The organism is Aequorivita sinensis, assembly GCF_006346335.1.
Lineage (GTDB): Bacteria > Bacteroidota > Bacteroidia > Flavobacteriales > Flavobacteriaceae > Aequorivita > Aequorivita sinensis.
Genome location: NZ_VDMC01000005.1, coordinates 23,381 through 38,942, shown reverse-complemented (window position 1 = coordinate 38,942; position 15,562 = coordinate 23,381). Strand labels below are relative to the sequence as shown.

The following is a 15,562-nucleotide window of genomic DNA, read 5'->3' as shown; positions in this document are numbered from 1 at the left end:
TTTCGTCTTAAATGTTAACACTTGAAATCACTTCAACCCTCGCATAACGTCTTTTTATCTCTCGGCAGTAATATGGGTAACCGTTTTGAATATCTTCAAAATGCTGTTGACCTTATTTTTGAAGAAATTGGATCTGTAATAAAAATTTCTTCAGTTTACGAAACCCCCGCAATGGGTTTTGATGGCGATCCATTTTTAAACTGTGCAGTTTGGATAAATACAAACCAAAAACCGCAAAAAGTTCTTAAGTCTGTATTAGGTATTGAAAAGAAAATTGGAAGGATAAGAAATAATTCAGAAGGGTATAGTTCACGTCCTATAGATATTGATGTTATCCTTATAGACGACATGATTATTATTACTGAAAAACTTACCGTGCCCCATTCCGAAATGGAAAAGCGCAAGTTTGTTCTTCAGCCGTTAAATGATTTAAACTCTGAATTAATTCATCCTATTTCTAAAAAAAATATAGGAGAAATATTAGCTGAAACTGAAGATAATAGCGAGCTGCACAAACAATCGAAATGGCTTGTGAATCCTATGAGTAATTATAATATTTCAAAATACAGTTATATTACAATTGAAGGGAATATTGGAGCAGGAAAAACAAGTTTAGCTACTAAAATAGCAGATGACTTTAATGCTAAGTTGATTTTAGAACGATTTAAAGACAATCCTTTTCTTCCGAAATTTTATGAAGATGCTGCTCGTTATGCGTTTCCATTAGAGATGTCTTTTTTGGCAGATAGATACCAACAATTGGTGGATGACATTACTCAATACGATCTTTTTAAAGAATCTGTAATTGCAGATTACGACGTAAACAAATCTTTGATTTTTGCTAGTATTACGTTACCTGAAGAAGAATACACGCTTTATAAAAAGCTATTTCACGTAATGCACAAAGAGGTACCAAAACCAGATGTATATGTTTATCTGTATCAAAATACAGAGCGGTTATTAGAAAATATTAAAAAAAGAGGTAGAAAATACGAGCAAAGTATCAAGGCTTCATATCTTCAGAAGTTGAATGAAAGTTACTTAGAGTTTATAAAAAATCAACATTCCGAAAATATTAAGATAATTGATATCTCTGAGATGGATTTTGTGAAAAATAGAGCAGACTATTTAAACGTTTTAAAACAAATAATTAACTAAAATCCAGCATCTGCGGGGTTTTATTATATGAGATTTAAGTATAAAATGAAAATGCTTCTGCCTACTTAAATTCATTACCTTTGCAAAAATTTATAATATGAGCAGACAAGACAATACGAATAGAGGAAAAGCTTCAGGGCGTGGAGGTAACAACCAACGCAATAGAAGTAATGCAAGAGGTAATGCTCCCTTAAAAACTGAAGCTCCGTCAAAAAAGACAGGACGTCAGCAAGACCCAGTTTCAAAACCAAAATTAAAATTCGATAAAAGCGGAAAAGAAATTGGTAGAAGAGAAGTGGCGCCAAAACAAGTTAAGAAAAGCAATCCAGAAGATGGAATTCGCTTGAATAAATACATTGCAAATAGTGGAGTTTGCTCTAGAAGAGAAGCAGACACATTTATTGCCACTGGTTTAGTGACTGTAAATGGTAAGATTATTAATGAAATGGGTTACAAGGTTCAATTAAATGACGATGTTCGTTTTGATGGACGTCGTTTAAACCCTGAACCTAATACTTATATTTTACTAAACAAGCCTAAAGGTTTTGCTACAACAGATAGCAATGCAAAAGGTATGACGGTAATGGATCTTGTGGCTAATGCTACCACTGCAAAAATAAAACCATTTGGTCGTTTAGGAAGAAATGCAACTGGATTGTTACTTTTCACTAATGACGAAGAGTTTGTGCAGAAATTCTCGAAAAAAGGAATTTCTAGATTGTTTCACATAGCACTAGACAAAAACTTAAAAGCTGAACATCTTAAAAAAATTAAAGATGGTTTGACTATTGAAGGGAAAGAAATTGCAGTTGAAGAAATTAGCTATGTAGATAATTCACCTAAAAGTGAAGTTGGCTTAAAAATCAAGCATACTGGAAATAGCGTAATCAGAACAATTTTTGAACATTTAGGTTATGATGTAATGCGTGTAGACTGTGTTACATTGGGCCCCCTTACTAAGAAAGATTTACCACGCGGACGTTGGAGAACACTTACTAGTAAAGAGCTGAATATGTTTAGTATGGCTAACTAAAGTGAATTTTTTGCCAATTTTAAAAAATATTGATTTTTTTTCGCACATTTGTATTTCAAACACGAATGATATTATCTTTAATGGTTGGTTTTTGATGTTTTCAAAAGCAGATATCCTAAATGAACAATATACTCATACTTCCTAAAACTGCTTATCTGCAGGTTAAAGGCAAAGTCCTTATTTTAAAGTATTTGCCTATTCGTATATAATTTACAAGTTAATTTTTTGTTATATCTAATCTTTTAAGAGGATTAGTCTATAGAGATTTTTAATTTACACTTTGAAAGAAAAAAAATGAATACTAAATATATAGATTTAATAAATCAAACTTATTATTTTCCTCAGGAAGAATTTCGCTTAGGAGAAAACGGAATTGAATTTCACGGCGTAGATATGATGGAGTTGGTGCAAAAGTATGGTGCACCACTTAAATTTACATACCTACCCAAAATTTCGGAAAATATAAATTTGGCGAAGAAATGGTTTAATACAGCTATTGAAAAGCATAATTACAAAGGCAATTACAGTTATTGCTACTGTACTAAAAGCTCGCACTTCAAACACGTTTTAGATGAAGCGCTAAAGAATGATATTCACATCGAAACATCATCAGCTTTTGATATAAATATTGTTGAGAGTCTTAAAAAAACAGGTAAACTTACAGATAAAACCTATGTAATTTGCAACGGTTTTAAACGTGAGAAATATATTGATAATATAGCGCGTCTTATTAACGAAGGTCATGAAAACTGTATTCCAATTATCGATAATTATGAAGAGATTGATTTGCTTTCAGATAGCATAAACGATCACTTTCAGGTGGGAATTAGAATTGCTTCAGAAGAAGAACCGAAATTCGAGTTTTACACTTCTCGTTTAGGTATTGGATATAAAAACATCATCCCTTTTTACGAAAACCAAATTAAAAATAATGATAAGGTGGATCTCAAAATGCTTCACTTCTTCATTAATACGGGTATTCGTGATACAGCCTACTATTGGAACGAATTGGTAAAGTGTTTAAAGGTTTATGTACGTCTTAAAAAAATGTGTCCTTCACTTGATAGTTTAAACATTGGAGGCGGGTTCCCTATAAAAAACTCTTTACACTTTGAGTACGATTATCAATATATGGTTGACGAGATTATCAATCAGATAAGCATTACATGCGCTGAAGCAGATGTGCCAGTTCCAAATATTTTCACCGAATTCGGAAGTTTTACAGTTGGTGAAAGTGGAGGTGCTGTTTATGAAATTCTGTACCAGAAGCAACAAAACGACCGTGAGAAGTGGAATATGATAAACTCCTCATTTATTACTACATTGCCTGATACCTGGGCTATTAGCAAGAAGTTTATTATGCTACCTTTAAATCGTTGGAACGATGAGTATGAAAGAGTGCTTTTAGGTGGGTTGACTTGCGATAGTGATGACTATTACAATAGTGAACAGAATATGGCAGCAATTTATTTGCCGAAATTTAAAAAAGAAAAACCGTTGTATATCGGTTTCTTTAATACAGGAGCATATCAAGAAACTATAGGTGGATTTGGTGGACTTCAACATTGCTTGATTCCTCAGCCAAAACATATTTTGATTGATAGAGACGAAAATAATAATATTACAACTAAACTTTTTTCAGAACAACAAACAAGCGAGCAATTGCTAAACATTTTAGGTTATGAGCACTAAAACGTACGCAGGTATCCCGCAACAATATGCGGCACTTGAAACATCAAAAATTGTATTAATTCCAGTTCCTTACGATGGAACTAGTACTTGGCAAAAAGGTGCGGACAAAGGTCCAGATGCCTTTTTGGATGCTTCAGAAAATATGGAGCTTTACGACATTGAAACCCAATCGGAGGTTTACAAACAGGGCGTTTATTTAGCTGATGCAATAACCGAAAATTCTTCTCCGGAAGCTATGGTTGATGCAGTGCATAAAACCACAAAAGATTATATTAAACGCAACAAGTTTGTTACTTTATTTGGAGGAGAGCACAGTATCTCTATTGGTTCAATCCGTGCATTTAATGAATGTTTTGATAATCTTACGGTGCTTCATATAGATGCGCACGCCGATTTACGTAAAGAGTACGAAGGAACAAAATGCAATCACGCTTGTGCAGTTTACGAAGCAAGTCAAAATACCAATCTAGTTCAGGTAGGTATCCGCAGTATGGATATTGCTGAAACAAGAGTTATGGATGAGGAAAAAGTTTTCTTCGCCCACGATATGGTAAAAGACGAATACTGGATAGATAAAGTAATTGAAGCTTTAGGTGAAAACGTTTTTATTACTTTCGATCTTGATGCTTTTGACCCTTCAATTTTACCTTCAACGGGAACTCCAGAACCAGGAGGATTGTTGTGGTATGAAACACTTGATTTCTTAAAACAAGTTTTTGAGGAGAAAAACGTAGTAGGTTTTGATATCGTTGAACTTTGTCCGAAAGAAGACGAAAAATCTTCAGACTTTGTAGCGGCCAAACTTTATTACAAAATGTTATCGTATAAATTCGAAGGAGTAGAAGAAGGCGACGATTACGAAAACAATTTTAATATCTCAATTCCGACTGATTCGGGCAAAAAAGGAAATTCAAAATTTAACACAGAAGAAGATGAGTACTAACAAAGGAGCGATTTCTCAATTTATTGAAAAATATTATTTACACTTCAATTCAGCAGCGCTTGTAGATGCAGCTAAAGGATATGAAGCACAATTAAAGAACGGCTCAAAAATGCTTGTATCTATGGCTGGTGCGATGAGTACAGCCGAAATAGGAAAGATATTTGCTGAAATGATCCGTCAAGATAAAGTTCAAATTATCTCTTGTACAGGTGCAAACCTTGAAGAAGATATAATGAACCTTGTGGCGCATAGCCACTACAAAAGAGTACCTAATTACCGCGATTTAACACCGCAGGACGAATGGGATTTACTTGAAAAAGGTTTGAACCGAGTAACTGATACTTGTATTCCTGAAGAAGAAGCTTTTAGAAGAATTCAAAAGCATATAGTAAAAATTTGGAAAGATGCTGAAGCTAATGGCGAACGCTACCTACCACACGAATATATGTACAAGCTACTTTTAAGTGGAGTAATGGAAGAACATTATGAAATTGACTTAAAAGATTCTTGGATGTACGCTGCTGCTGAAAAAAACCTTCCAATTATCTGCCCAGGATGGGAAGATAGTACAATGGGAAATATTTTTGCTAGTTATGTGTTGAAAGGAGAATTACAAGCTTCTACTATGAAAAGTGGAATTGAGTATATGACTTTCCTTGCAGATTGGTACACTGAAAATTCTAAAAACGGAATAGGTTTCTTCCAAATTGGAGGAGGTATTTCAGGAGATTTCCCAATTTGTGTAGTACCGATGTTATACCAAGATATGGAACGTACTGATACTCCTTTCTGGAGTTATTTCTGCCAAATAAGTGATTCAACTACAAGCTTTGGTAGTTACTCAGGAGCTGTGCCTAACGAAAAAATTACTTGGGGTAAATTAGACATAGATACACCTAAATTCATTATTGAGAGTGACGCTACTATTGTTGCTCCTTTAGTTTTTGCGTATATCTTAGATATGTAAAAAGTAACGTTCATTAAATACTTTAATGCATTCAAAGAACAATCCGCAGTTTACAGTTCCTAATTAAAAATAGGGAATTGGCTGCGGTTTTTGCTCTCTAACATTTATATTATATACCCTAATTGAAATTGCTTTAATAGAAGTAACCACATAAACCATGGAACCAAAAAAGATTGAAAATATCGAGCTTAAGTTTTTAACCCTAAAAGACTACGAAGCACTAAAAAAGGCAACTATTCAATCTTATGGAGGAATGCCTAATAGCTATTGGAAAATCAACGAAATAGGTAACCTAATAGATGTTTTTCCAGAAGGTCAAGTATTAATTATGGCTGATGGTCAAATTGCTGGTTGTGCGCTTTCTATTATTGTAGATTTCGATAAACTAGGGGAGAAGCATACGTATAAAGATGTAACTGGTGATCCAACTTTTAAAATACACGATCCCGAAGGTGATGTGCTTTATGGGATTGATGTTTTTATCCGTCCCGATTTTCGTGGGCTTCGTCTCGGAAGAAGATTGTATGATTACCGAAAAGAACTTTGTGAAAACCTAGAGTTAAAGAGCATTGTGTTTGGAGGTAGAATGCCAAATTACCACCTGCACGCCGATAAACTTTCTCCAAAACAATACATCGAAAAAGTTAAACGCAAGCAAATTGATGATCCAGTTTTAAACTTTCAGATTTCTAATGACTTTCACCCTGTGCGTGTTTTAAAAGGGTATTTAGAAGGTGATAAAGCTTCAGGTGAATTTGCCGTTTTAATGGAATGGGATAATATTTATTATACCAAACCTGAAAAAAAACCAACACCTACAGCTATAAAAAGTGTTGTCCGTCTTGGTCTTATTCAGTGGCAAATGCGAAGCTATTCCGGAATGGAGGAATTGATGCATCAAGCGGAATATTTTATAGACAGTGTTGCAGGATATCGCTGCGACTTTGCAATGTTTCCAGAGTTCTTCAATGCTCCGCTTATGGCAGAATACAACCATTTAAGCGAACCTGATGCAATTCGAGAACTAGCAAAATACACTAAAAAAATAACCGAAAAGCTTTCGCAACTTTCAATTTCCTATAACATAAATATTATTACGGGAAGCATGCCCGAAATAGTTCGCGGTAAGTTATACAATGTAGGATATTTATGTCGTCGTGATGGAAGTGTGGAACGTTTTGAAAAAATTCACGTTACACCTGATGAAGAACGTGTGTGGGGGATGTCCAATGGAAATTCCTTAAAAACATTTGATACCGATTGTGGAAAAATAGGGGTGCTTATCTGCTACGATTCTGAATTTCCTGAGCTTTCGCGATTACTTTCTGATGAAGGCATGGACATTCTTTTTGTTCCTTTCCTAACCGATACTCAAAATGGATATTCACGTGTTAGATTATGTGCTCAAGCTAGGGCAATTGAGAACGAATGTTACGTGGCTATAGCAGGAAGCGTGGGTAACCTTCCAAAAGTGCACAATATGGACATACAGTACGCTCAAAGTGCTGTATTCACTCCTTGTGACTTCGCCTTCCCAAGTAATGGAATTAAAGCTGAAGCAACTCCAAATACCGAAATGATATTGGTTGCCGATGTAGATATTGACTTACTTCGTGAGCTTCATACTTTTGGAGCGGTTAGAAATTTAAAAGATAGAAGAAAAGATTTCTACCGATTAGAGCGTGTAAAAAAATAATTATAAACTTTCTAAAATAGTCAGGCAATTACTTTTTCTTTATTCGTAAATCAAAGACGAAGTCCTTTATTTCAACTAATTTGAAACTCAAACCAGCTACTTGAGGATTTATTATATAATTAAATTCTTCAGGAATTATTATGGACGGAATTTTTAAGATAGGCTTGTTGCTCTTTAAGAATTGTGTCCCATAATCCTTAGTTGATTTTGGTGCAGGCGTTGCTCTCCAGTTTCCTGGTAAATCCTCTTGTTTAAATGAATAAACTTGGCTTTCGTCAATTTCAAAAACACATAAACTAAGGGCACGAGGAATGAAGTCTATATTGATATTAACAGCATACTCCAAAACAGACAAAGCGCGACTTTCGGCAGTATAGATACAAGCGGAATCAATATGATTCCATCTTCCCCCGTAGAGTTTTGCTCCTGTACCGCTTAGATCTTCGGCGTATTTTGTTTTTGTAATTCTATAGACCTTCATAATTATGAAAATACGCCGTGGGCAATACGGCCAATCAGGTTTCGAACTTCCTCACGACCAAATTGATTGTCCATAAGCTCAAAAGGTTTTGATCCTGCAAGGGCTTGATTTGAAGAAAACATCCATTGATTGAAATTGTCTTTGTCTTCAAACACCACGTAGCCGAATGAATAGATTTCTGCCACAGCAATAATTCGCTCGCTAATATGGTCGCTAAACTTTTGATCACCTTTCTTATTGATAAGCGTGGAGCGCGTTACGGACAATGCTTGGGCTAAAGCATCGTAATCTAAAGAAGTTTCTTCTTTGAGCTTGGTTAAATAGGTTTTGGTAACCCCATCCCGAACTATCTGCATTTTCTGAAAGGAAGTCATATCGACTAAGGGAATGGCTAGATTCCCATCGTAAAAATAAGTAGGGGCCTCCTTGACGTAGTTTGTCTTATCGGGGGTTTTATATTGCTTTTTCATAATAGTATGAATTTACATTAAAATAAGTATAAATTTATACTTTTTTATTCGGTTTTCCAACTTTTTAACTGTTTCTTTTTCAGATAATTATATGAAAACATTAGTGTGAAATTAAAATATAGAAAATTCTTTTTAGCTAAGAATAAAGAGTGCTTATAATATTTTCAATATGTGTGTAGGACCTTGTTATAATGCTCCTCCTTGAGGTTTAAAAACTCGAAACCATGCTTCAGTAATCTAATCTACCTGTCAAACTATTGGGAAACAAGCCTTACCTCCACTAACGATCTTAGTCTAATAGGATTGATGTGAAAAGAGTAATTTTTAGATTGCTTTTTCACTCAGTAGTTTAGGAATTTTTCCTTTTCTCTATACTTTTTGCAACGAGTAAATTCCCATGCAGCAATTCCAATAACTATAAAATATTCTAAAGCTACCAACCATAAGTTTTCATCAAATCCTTCTTTTCCATACGCTGAATAACTTAGGAAAACCACCAAACTCCATACAAGAGGAAATTTATAATTTGTAAAAACTGAAAGAATAAGCGGAGTGGCAACATACCACGGATGAACAGTTGTAGATAATAGGAAGTAAAAAGATACCGCGAATAGCATTGACGTAATTAACTGTTGAGGTGTACTATTCTTTTTAAGGAATGAAAGACCAAGGATGAAAAGCACAACTATCATTGGCAGTATTTTTCCAACAGTTTCAATAATATTCCATCCTACAACTTGAAATCCAATCCATCGAATTATGTAATAAACGCTTGCATTAAACTCAAAGTTTTGAAACCAAAGTCCGATGGTAGCTGCGAAGTTTTGAATGAAATCTGAGGAGAGAAAAGGTAGAAAAGTTATTAAAATTGTTGCTCCTATTATGCTATAAAACTTTAAAAGAGACGTCAGGTTGAGCGCAGTCGAAACCTCTTTATTTAAAAACCATCTAAAAAACAAAGGCAAAAACAATAACGGTAACAGTTTCACCGAAATAGAAAGACCGATTAAAACCGCCGCCCAAAACCACTTTTTCTTAAATAGTAAAAATAAGGCCCACACAAAAAAGAAAAGCATCACTCCTTCAAAATGTAGATTTCCTGTAAGTTCAATAATTATAAAAGGGCTCAAGAAATACCAGAAAATATTTTTCACAGGAAGGTTTAATTGCTCTAACACCATTTTTCCGAAGTAGAGAATACCTACATCTGCCAAAATAATTACCATTCGAAGAACTATAACCGACCCTAAAATACTCTTTCCGGCAAACAGCCCAGCAATTGCGAAGAACAACTGATTAACTGGAGGGTAATTACTGAAGTGACTTGCATTAAGCGCACCCATTCCTTCAATTAGCTCCTGTGCTTGTGCTATTGTTACGGCAAATGCAGATGAATTGGTGGGTGTAAATAAATACGGACTAAATCCTTGGATTAACAATCTGCCATCCCATAAAAATCGATAAAAGTCTTGCGAAAGATTCGGAATTGAAACAATAAAAGCTAATCTAAAAATAATTCCAATACTCGCTAAAACCCAAAAACGCAATTGGTGTCGTGAGAGATATTTTTCTATAAATAGATAAGAAGTGATAAATAGCGCAGCATAAAGACATATGAGTTTTATGAACTCACTGCGCTCCAAATTATAAGCAAAACCTAAGTAAAGTACAATCGATACTAAAGCAACGAGAATTGGGTTTTTATAAGTTTTAATGATATTCAAGTCGGTTGTAAGTCGATTTATGGTTCTAACTAATTTTTATCTTTAGGATACCCAAATGTAACGATATGTTTAAAATTAAAATGATTTTAATTTTAATTGCCTCATACTAGTTTGCTTTTTCTGATTTTGAAAAATTTATAAAAATGAAGAAGCCTCACAGGTCTTTGATACCTGTGAGGCTTACTAATTTACTTTGTGCTGAATACTAGGCACTGATTTTTACATCATACCTGGCATTCCGCCACCCATACCTCCTGGCATTCCGCCACCGGCATTTTCATCTTTAATATCTACTAAAGCACATTCAGTAGTTAGAATCATTCCAGCAACAGAAGCAGCGTTTTCAAGTGCTACACGTGTTACTTTCTTAGGGTCGATAATTCCAGCTTTAATCATATCTACATAAGAATCGCTCTTAGCATCGTAACCGAAGTTTTTCTTGCCTTCTAATACTTTGTTGATTACAACTGAACCTTCACCACCTGCGTTTTCAACGATAGTACGTAAAGGAGCTTCGATAGCTCTAGCTACAATATTTACACCAGTTGTTTCGTCAAGTGAATCTGTAGTTATCTTTTTAAGAACCTCTATAGCTCTAACTAAAGCAACACCACCACCAGCAACGATACCTTCTTCCACAGCTGCACGAGTTGCGTGAAGTGCATCATCAACACGGTCTTTCTTCTCTTTCATTTCTACTTCAGAAGCGGCACCTACATAAAGAACAGCAACTCCACCAGCTAATTTAGCTAGTCGCTCCTGTAATTTTTCTTTATCGTAGTCACTAGTTGTAGATTCAATCTGTGCTTTAATCTGGTTTACTCGACCTTTAATGTTGTCAGTTTCACCTGCACCATTTACGATAGTTGTATTGTCTTTATCAATAGTTACATTTTCTGCAGAACCAAGCATATCGATAGTTGTGTTTTCTAAAGTGAAACCACGCTCTTCAGAAATTACAGTACCACCAGTTAAGATTGCGATATCTTCTAACATTGCTTTTCTTCTGTCACCAAAACCTGGAGCTTTAACAGCAGCGATTTTTAATGAACCACGAAGTTTATTTACTACCAAAGTAGCTAAAGCTTCTCCATCAACATCTTCAGCAATAATTAAAAGAGATCTCCCTTGCTGTGCCACTGGCTCAAGAACTGGAAGTAAATCTTTCATTGAAGAGATTTTCTTATCGTATAGCAAAATCATTGGATTCTCCAATTCTGTTTGCATTTTTTCAGTATCTGTTACGAAGTATGGAGAAAGATATCCACGGTCAAACTGCATTCCTTCAACTACATCAACATAAGTCTCAGTACCTTTTGCTTCTTCTACAGTGATAACACCTTCTTTCCCAACTTTTCCGAATGCTTTAGCAATTAAATCACCAATAACATCGTCGTTGTTTGCTGAAATAGAAGCAACTTGCTTTATCATTTCAGATGAATTACCAACCTTAGTAGTTTGCTTTTCAAGGTTTGCAACAATAGCTTCAACAGCTTTATCGATTCCGCGCTTTAAATCCATTGGATTAGCACCAGCAGCTACGTTTTTAAGCCCTTCTTTAACGATTGCTTGAGCAAGAACAGTAGCAGTAGTTGTACCGTCACCAGCAAGATCATTGGTTTTAGAAGCAACTTCTTTTACCATTTGCGCGCCCATATTTTCAAGAGCGTCTTCTAATTCTACTTCTTTTGCAACAGTAACACCATCTTTAGTTACTTGTGGAGCACCAAAGGATTTGCTAATAATTACGTTACGACCTTTTGGTCCTAATGTTACTTTTACTGCGTTTGCCAATGCATCAACTCCGCGTTTAATAGCGTCGCGAGCTTCAATATCAAATTTTATATCTTTTGCCATAAACTTTTTATTTTGTGATTCCGTCATAATCAGGAATCGTCGGGTTAATATTTTTTAAATTCTAAATTTCAAGCTCCAAATTCAAAATAGATACTTTGGAACTTGGGATTTTTTTATTGGAATTTGTGAGTTTTTATCGTTAGATAATAGCGAGTATATCGTCCTCGCGCATAATCATATAATCTTTGCCATCAAATTTTAATTCACTTCCGGCGTATTTTCCGTAAAGAACAGTATCACCAACTTTAACTGTCATTTTGTGATCTTCTTTTCCTTTACCAACAGCTACTACTTTTCCTTGTTGCGGTTTTTCTTTTGCTGAATCTGGAATGTAAAGTCCAGATGCGGTTTTAGTTTCTGCTTCTTCTGGCTGAACCAATACACGGTCTGCAAGTGGTTGAATTTTTAATGCCATTTTTTATTATTTTTTATAGTTGTTAAACTTATGTTTTTATGTTGTGATTCCTTATTGGCAGAAACTATGCCACTGCCTATAAACTGACATTATATAATACAAAAATGCCAGCTTGTCAGAGACTGGCATTTTTGGTAATATGAGATCCGTGTTTTTTATTGAGAACAATTCCCGTCACGTAAATCTTGACGCGTAGGATTGTATAAATTATTGACAATTACGAAATATGGAACGTTGTATGGTGGGCCGCTATCACCTTCTTGGAGTCCTCCTTCTGTTTGCATTAAGGGCGTTAGACCACAATAATCTGATAGTTTAGAATTTTCTCCAATATATAATTGATTTCCAACAAAAGTTAAATTGCTTAAACCATAAATAGATTCTAGCTCTTTGTGGTTTTCAATGATCAAACGTCCTTGAATGGTTTTTAGATTCTGAAAAATGTCTAGACCTTCTAAGCTCCAATTGTACCGAAAATCTAGGTCTCCTCCAATAGTTTCAAGGTTGTTGAATGCTTCTACATTGTTTATAAGGATGTTGCTTCCGAACAGAAGATTTTTCCCTACCTGGGTTAATGATTCAAAGCCCTGTACTTTTACAAGTTTATTACTCGACATAATGGATAAATCTTCGCCTATATAAGTTAGGTTATTAAAACCTTCAATTGTTTCTAAGTTGGCATTTACATTAATGGTGAGGGTTGTGTTGCAACTCGTTAGGCTATTAAAACCATTAATGTGTAATAATTTATCATTCCCGAAAACATTCAATTCATTGACAGTTTTAAGGGCATTTAAATTTTTTATTTCCTTTAAAGAAGAATTCATATAAATACTTAAAACACCTCCAATTTCTTGAAGGTTATCTAATCCATCTATTACCGAAATATCTGTTTCAAAAATTAATAAGCTGCCATCAATCTTTGTCAAATTTCGTAATCCGTTAAGATTTGTAATTCTCGAAGAATTTTTGTCCGGACACTGGCCAATATAAACGTTTCCTGATACGTGAGTTTGAGTGAAAACTTGATCTACTTGATCTTGAGTGGTAAGAATCAAGTCTTTTTTCGGATCTAAACCATATAAATTTTCGCACGTTCTTTTTAAACCCGTTCCGTCTCCGTAACAGGAAAGGAGTAAGACGCTAGATATTACGAGTAGAATGATGCTTCTAACCTTCATTGTGGTTTTCTTTACTAATAAAGATACGATTATAATAATAAAAAAATGCCACCTCTCTATGAGGTGGCATTTTACAATATATATTTAACAAAAATTATTCTGTAGTTGTTGGTGCAGGTACTTCTGTAGTTGGAACTGCTGGAAGAGCACTTTCGTCAAAAGTTTTTGATTGCATAGTGTTGCTACCCATGATAAAGATGTTCGAAAACAAAATCAAGGCCAACATAATTGTTGCAAGCGTCCAAGTACTTTTATCTAAAAAGTCACTTGTTTTCTGTACACCACCAATTTGTGCACCACCGCCACCTCCAAAGGAAGATGAAAGTCCACCACCTTTTGGGTTTTGTACCATTATAACTACGACCAATAAAAAGGCCACTATCATTATTAAAATTAGGAATATTGTAAACGTGCTCATGATTATTCTGTATTAGTCAATTTTTCTATCGCTCGAATTTGGTCTGCAAAGAAACCACTTTTTTCGGGATTTTTCAAAATTAATATTTTATATGCTTGAATTGCCTTTTTATAATTCTTTTGTTGTAAATAAACTTTAGCCAAAGTTTCGGTCATTAAAGAATCTGAACTCTGTGAAAAATCTGTAATAAATGCTTTATTGCTAGGGTTTTCAGAATTACTTGCTCCGGAAAGTGAAGTTTTTTCTGATTCCGCAGAAGGAATTATTTTTGGTCGTTCCTGAATAAATTTATCAATAAGTTGAAGTTTTCTTTCTTTTTCTTCCTGATTTATAGTTTCTTCAGTGTTTGATTCTGTTAGAGAATCAGCTTCTTTCTCGTTTTTAGAATCTATTTCTGAAGGAGCCTCTTTTCGCTCAATAGGCTTTGCTTTTGTCAATTTTAGCCATTCTGAAAAAGAATGAGTGTCACTTTTTGTAAATTCTAAAGGCTTATCGGTTTGTAATACTTCTTCAGGACTTTCTTCCTTTTCTTTACTTTTTTCAATTAAGTCTTGAGCTTTTCTTTGGAATAATTCTGGATTTAGAATATCCTCAGCTTTTTTAATTTCAGCTTTTAAAAGACGTTCGTTTTCCTCTTTAACTTCATCGTTGATGTTTTCTGAAACAACCTTTATTTCGTTTACAGAATCATCGTGCTGAAGAATAGTTTGTGAAATTTCATTTTGTATAAACTTCTCTGAAGTTATATATTCAAAAAGAATATCTCTATCGGTAGTGTGTGCGGCCGTTAACTTTAAAGCATCGTTGTAAAGAAAGCTGTCTTGGTTTTTTAAACCTTTTAATTGTAAAGCACGAGCACTTTGAAAATAAGGATATTGTCTAATTAATAAATCTAAAGCAGCAAGATCCTCAGAAGTTAAGTTCTGAGGATTTGCAAGTAGATATGTATAGTTCGAAATATTCAAAATTTTAGGTTTACCAATTTGCGAGCGACTTATTAAATATATCTTGTGTTATTCTTTCAAAAATTATATCGATGGCAGCATCTAATTTCGATCCTGTTAATTGTGTCTGACCGTCATAATCATAGTAGAAACTAAAAGATTGTTCAAAATCTTTTAAAGGTTCCTTTGTGTTGTAGAATCTCACACTCACCGAAATAGTCAATCTATTTTGCGCCGCTGTACTATTTGATGTTGCCGTAATAGGTGAGATGTAATATTGTGTGATTTCACCTTCATACACTAAATCCCCATTGTTATTCACAAGGTCTAAACTGGTCTGATTTAATAATAAATCTTGTAATTTTTGTGTGAAATCACGGTTTATTCCTGGCTCTACAATAGGTGCATTATTTTGAAAATAACTTACTTGAACTGTTTTTGTGGTGTTATAGTTTATATCGGCACCTGTGAATGAATAAGGACCACAACTTTGTAGCGAAATAGCCACAACTAAAAAAACTAAAACTGAAAATATTCTTGACATCTAAATTAAAATAATGTTTCTACAAGCGACCAACGACCA

General features: G+C 34.5%; 15 protein-coding genes. 6 read left to right on the top strand and 9 right to left on the bottom strand.

Features of this window, described 5'->3' with window-relative positions:
* Positions 1-21: 21 nt before the first annotated feature.
* From folK to FHP04_RS07680, 6 genes are all read left to right on the top strand, one after another.
* Positions 22-1,158, top strand: coding sequence for a 2-amino-4-hydroxy-6-hydroxymethyldihydropteridine diphosphokinase (gene folK / locus FHP04_RS07705; protein ID WP_262710113.1), 1,137 nt, complete (start codon positions 22-24; stop codon positions 1,156-1,158).
* A 97-nt stretch (positions 1,159-1,255) separates the two neighbouring features.
* Positions 1,256-2,191 (top strand): pseudouridine synthase, encoded by a 936-nt coding sequence (locus FHP04_RS07700; RefSeq protein ID WP_139855517.1) that lies wholly within the window; start codon positions 1,256-1,258, stop codon positions 2,189-2,191.
* Positions 2,192-2,485: 294 nt separating this feature from the next.
* Positions 2,486-3,883, top strand: coding sequence for an arginine decarboxylase (locus FHP04_RS07695; RefSeq protein ID WP_139855516.1), 1,398 nt, complete (start codon positions 2,486-2,488; stop codon positions 3,881-3,883).
* The gene (gene speB, locus FHP04_RS07690) at positions 3,873-4,826 is read left to right on the top strand and encodes an agmatinase (RefSeq protein ID WP_139855515.1); all 954 of its coding nucleotides are present in this window, start codon (positions 3,873-3,875) and stop codon (positions 4,824-4,826) included. Before FHP04_RS07695 ends, speB begins: the two co-directional genes overlap by 11 nt.
* Positions 4,816-5,793 carry a deoxyhypusine synthase family protein gene (locus FHP04_RS07685; RefSeq protein WP_139855514.1) on the top strand — a complete coding sequence of 326 codons (978 nt, stop codon included), beginning with the start codon at positions 4,816-4,818 and terminating at the stop codon, positions 5,791-5,793. The genes speB and FHP04_RS07685 overlap by 11 nt, the downstream gene beginning before the upstream one ends.
* A 157-nt stretch (positions 5,794-5,950) precedes the next feature.
* Positions 5,951-7,489: a bifunctional GNAT family N-acetyltransferase/carbon-nitrogen hydrolase family protein gene (locus FHP04_RS07680; RefSeq protein ID WP_139855513.1), complete on the top strand. Its 1,539-nt coding sequence runs from the start codon at positions 5,951-5,953 to the stop codon at positions 7,487-7,489.
* Between the two features lie 28 nt (positions 7,490-7,517).
* Here the strand turns inward: FHP04_RS07680 and FHP04_RS07675 are convergent, their stop codons facing one another.
* The 9 genes from FHP04_RS07675 to FHP04_RS07635 form a co-directional block, all read right to left on the bottom strand.
* Positions 7,518-7,970, bottom strand: a complete 453-nt coding sequence (locus FHP04_RS07675) for an RES family NAD+ phosphorylase (protein WP_139855512.1) — start codon at positions 7,968-7,970, stop codon at positions 7,518-7,520.
* Positions 7,971-7,972: 2 nt separating this feature from the next.
* The gene (gene parS / locus FHP04_RS07670; RefSeq protein ID WP_139855511.1) at positions 7,973-8,440 is read right to left on the bottom strand and encodes a type II RES/Xre toxin-antitoxin system antitoxin; all 468 of its coding nucleotides are present in this window, start codon (positions 8,438-8,440) and stop codon (positions 7,973-7,975) included.
* Between the two features lie 341 nt (positions 8,441-8,781).
* Positions 8,782-10,164 (bottom strand): mannosyltransferase, encoded by a 1,383-nt coding sequence (locus FHP04_RS07665; protein ID WP_139855510.1) that lies wholly within the window; start codon positions 10,162-10,164, stop codon positions 8,782-8,784.
* Between the two features lie 219 nt (positions 10,165-10,383).
* Positions 10,384-12,021 carry a chaperonin GroEL gene (gene groL / locus FHP04_RS07660; protein WP_139855509.1) on the bottom strand — a complete coding sequence of 546 codons (1,638 nt, stop codon included), beginning with the start codon at positions 12,019-12,021 and terminating at the stop codon, positions 10,384-10,386.
* Positions 12,022-12,160: 139 nt separating this feature from the next.
* Positions 12,161-12,436 (bottom strand): co-chaperone GroES, encoded by a 276-nt coding sequence (locus FHP04_RS07655; protein WP_139855508.1) that lies wholly within the window; start codon positions 12,434-12,436, stop codon positions 12,161-12,163.
* 155 nt (positions 12,437-12,591) lie between these two features.
* Entirely contained in the window at positions 12,592-13,617 is a 1,026-nt protein-coding gene (locus tag FHP04_RS07650; protein ID WP_139855507.1) for a receptor L domain-containing protein, read from the bottom strand.
* Positions 13,618-13,711: 94 nt separating this feature from the next.
* Positions 13,712-14,035 (bottom strand): preprotein translocase subunit SecG, encoded by a 324-nt coding sequence (gene secG / locus FHP04_RS07645; protein ID WP_139855506.1) that lies wholly within the window; start codon positions 14,033-14,035, stop codon positions 13,712-13,714.
* Between the two features lie 2 nt (positions 14,036-14,037).
* Complete coding sequence (locus tag FHP04_RS07640) at positions 14,038-15,000, bottom strand: hypothetical protein (protein WP_139855505.1); 963 nt, start codon at positions 14,998-15,000, stop codon at positions 14,038-14,040.
* Positions 15,001-15,010: 10 nt separating this feature from the next.
* On the bottom strand, positions 15,011-15,523 hold the full coding sequence (locus FHP04_RS07635; RefSeq protein WP_139855504.1) for an LptE family protein: 513 nt from the start codon (positions 15,521-15,523) through the stop codon (positions 15,011-15,013).
* Between the last annotated feature and the right edge of the window lie 39 nt (positions 15,524-15,562).

What these genes read in the sequence shown, in the direction of transcription:
- FHP04_RS07635 (WP_139855504.1), bottom strand. Translation starts at nt 15,523, where the DNA reads ATGTCAAGAATATTTTCAGTTTTAGTTTTTTTAGTTGTGGCTATTTCG.
- FHP04_RS07695 (WP_139855516.1), top strand. Translation starts at nt 2,486, where the DNA reads ATGAATACTAAATATATAGATTTAATAAATCAAACTTATTATTTTCCT.
- FHP04_RS07675 (WP_139855512.1), bottom strand. Translation starts at nt 7,970, where the DNA reads ATGAAGGTCTATAGAATTACAAAAACAAAATACGCCGAAGATCTAAGC.
- FHP04_RS07650 (WP_139855507.1), bottom strand. Translation starts at nt 13,617, where the DNA reads ATGAAGGTTAGAAGCATCATTCTACTCGTAATATCTAGCGTCTTACTC.
- parS (WP_139855511.1), bottom strand. Translation starts at nt 8,440, where the DNA reads ATGAAAAAGCAATATAAAACCCCCGATAAGACAAACTACGTCAAGGAG.
- FHP04_RS07680 (WP_139855513.1), top strand. Translation starts at nt 5,951, where the DNA reads ATGGAACCAAAAAAGATTGAAAATATCGAGCTTAAGTTTTTAACCCTA.
- FHP04_RS07685 (WP_139855514.1), top strand. Translation starts at nt 4,816, where the DNA reads ATGAGTACTAACAAAGGAGCGATTTCTCAATTTATTGAAAAATATTAT.
- secG (WP_139855506.1), bottom strand. Translation starts at nt 14,035, where the DNA reads ATGAGCACGTTTACAATATTCCTAATTTTAATAATGATAGTGGCCTTT.
- FHP04_RS07655 (WP_139855508.1), bottom strand. Translation starts at nt 12,436, where the DNA reads ATGGCATTAAAAATTCAACCACTTGCAGACCGTGTATTGGTTCAGCCA.
- groL (WP_139855509.1), bottom strand. Translation starts at nt 12,021, where the DNA reads ATGGCAAAAGATATAAAATTTGATATTGAAGCTCGCGACGCTATTAAA.
- FHP04_RS07700 (WP_139855517.1), top strand. Translation starts at nt 1,256, where the DNA reads ATGAGCAGACAAGACAATACGAATAGAGGAAAAGCTTCAGGGCGTGGA.
- speB (WP_139855515.1), top strand. Translation starts at nt 3,873, where the DNA reads ATGAGCACTAAAACGTACGCAGGTATCCCGCAACAATATGCGGCACTT.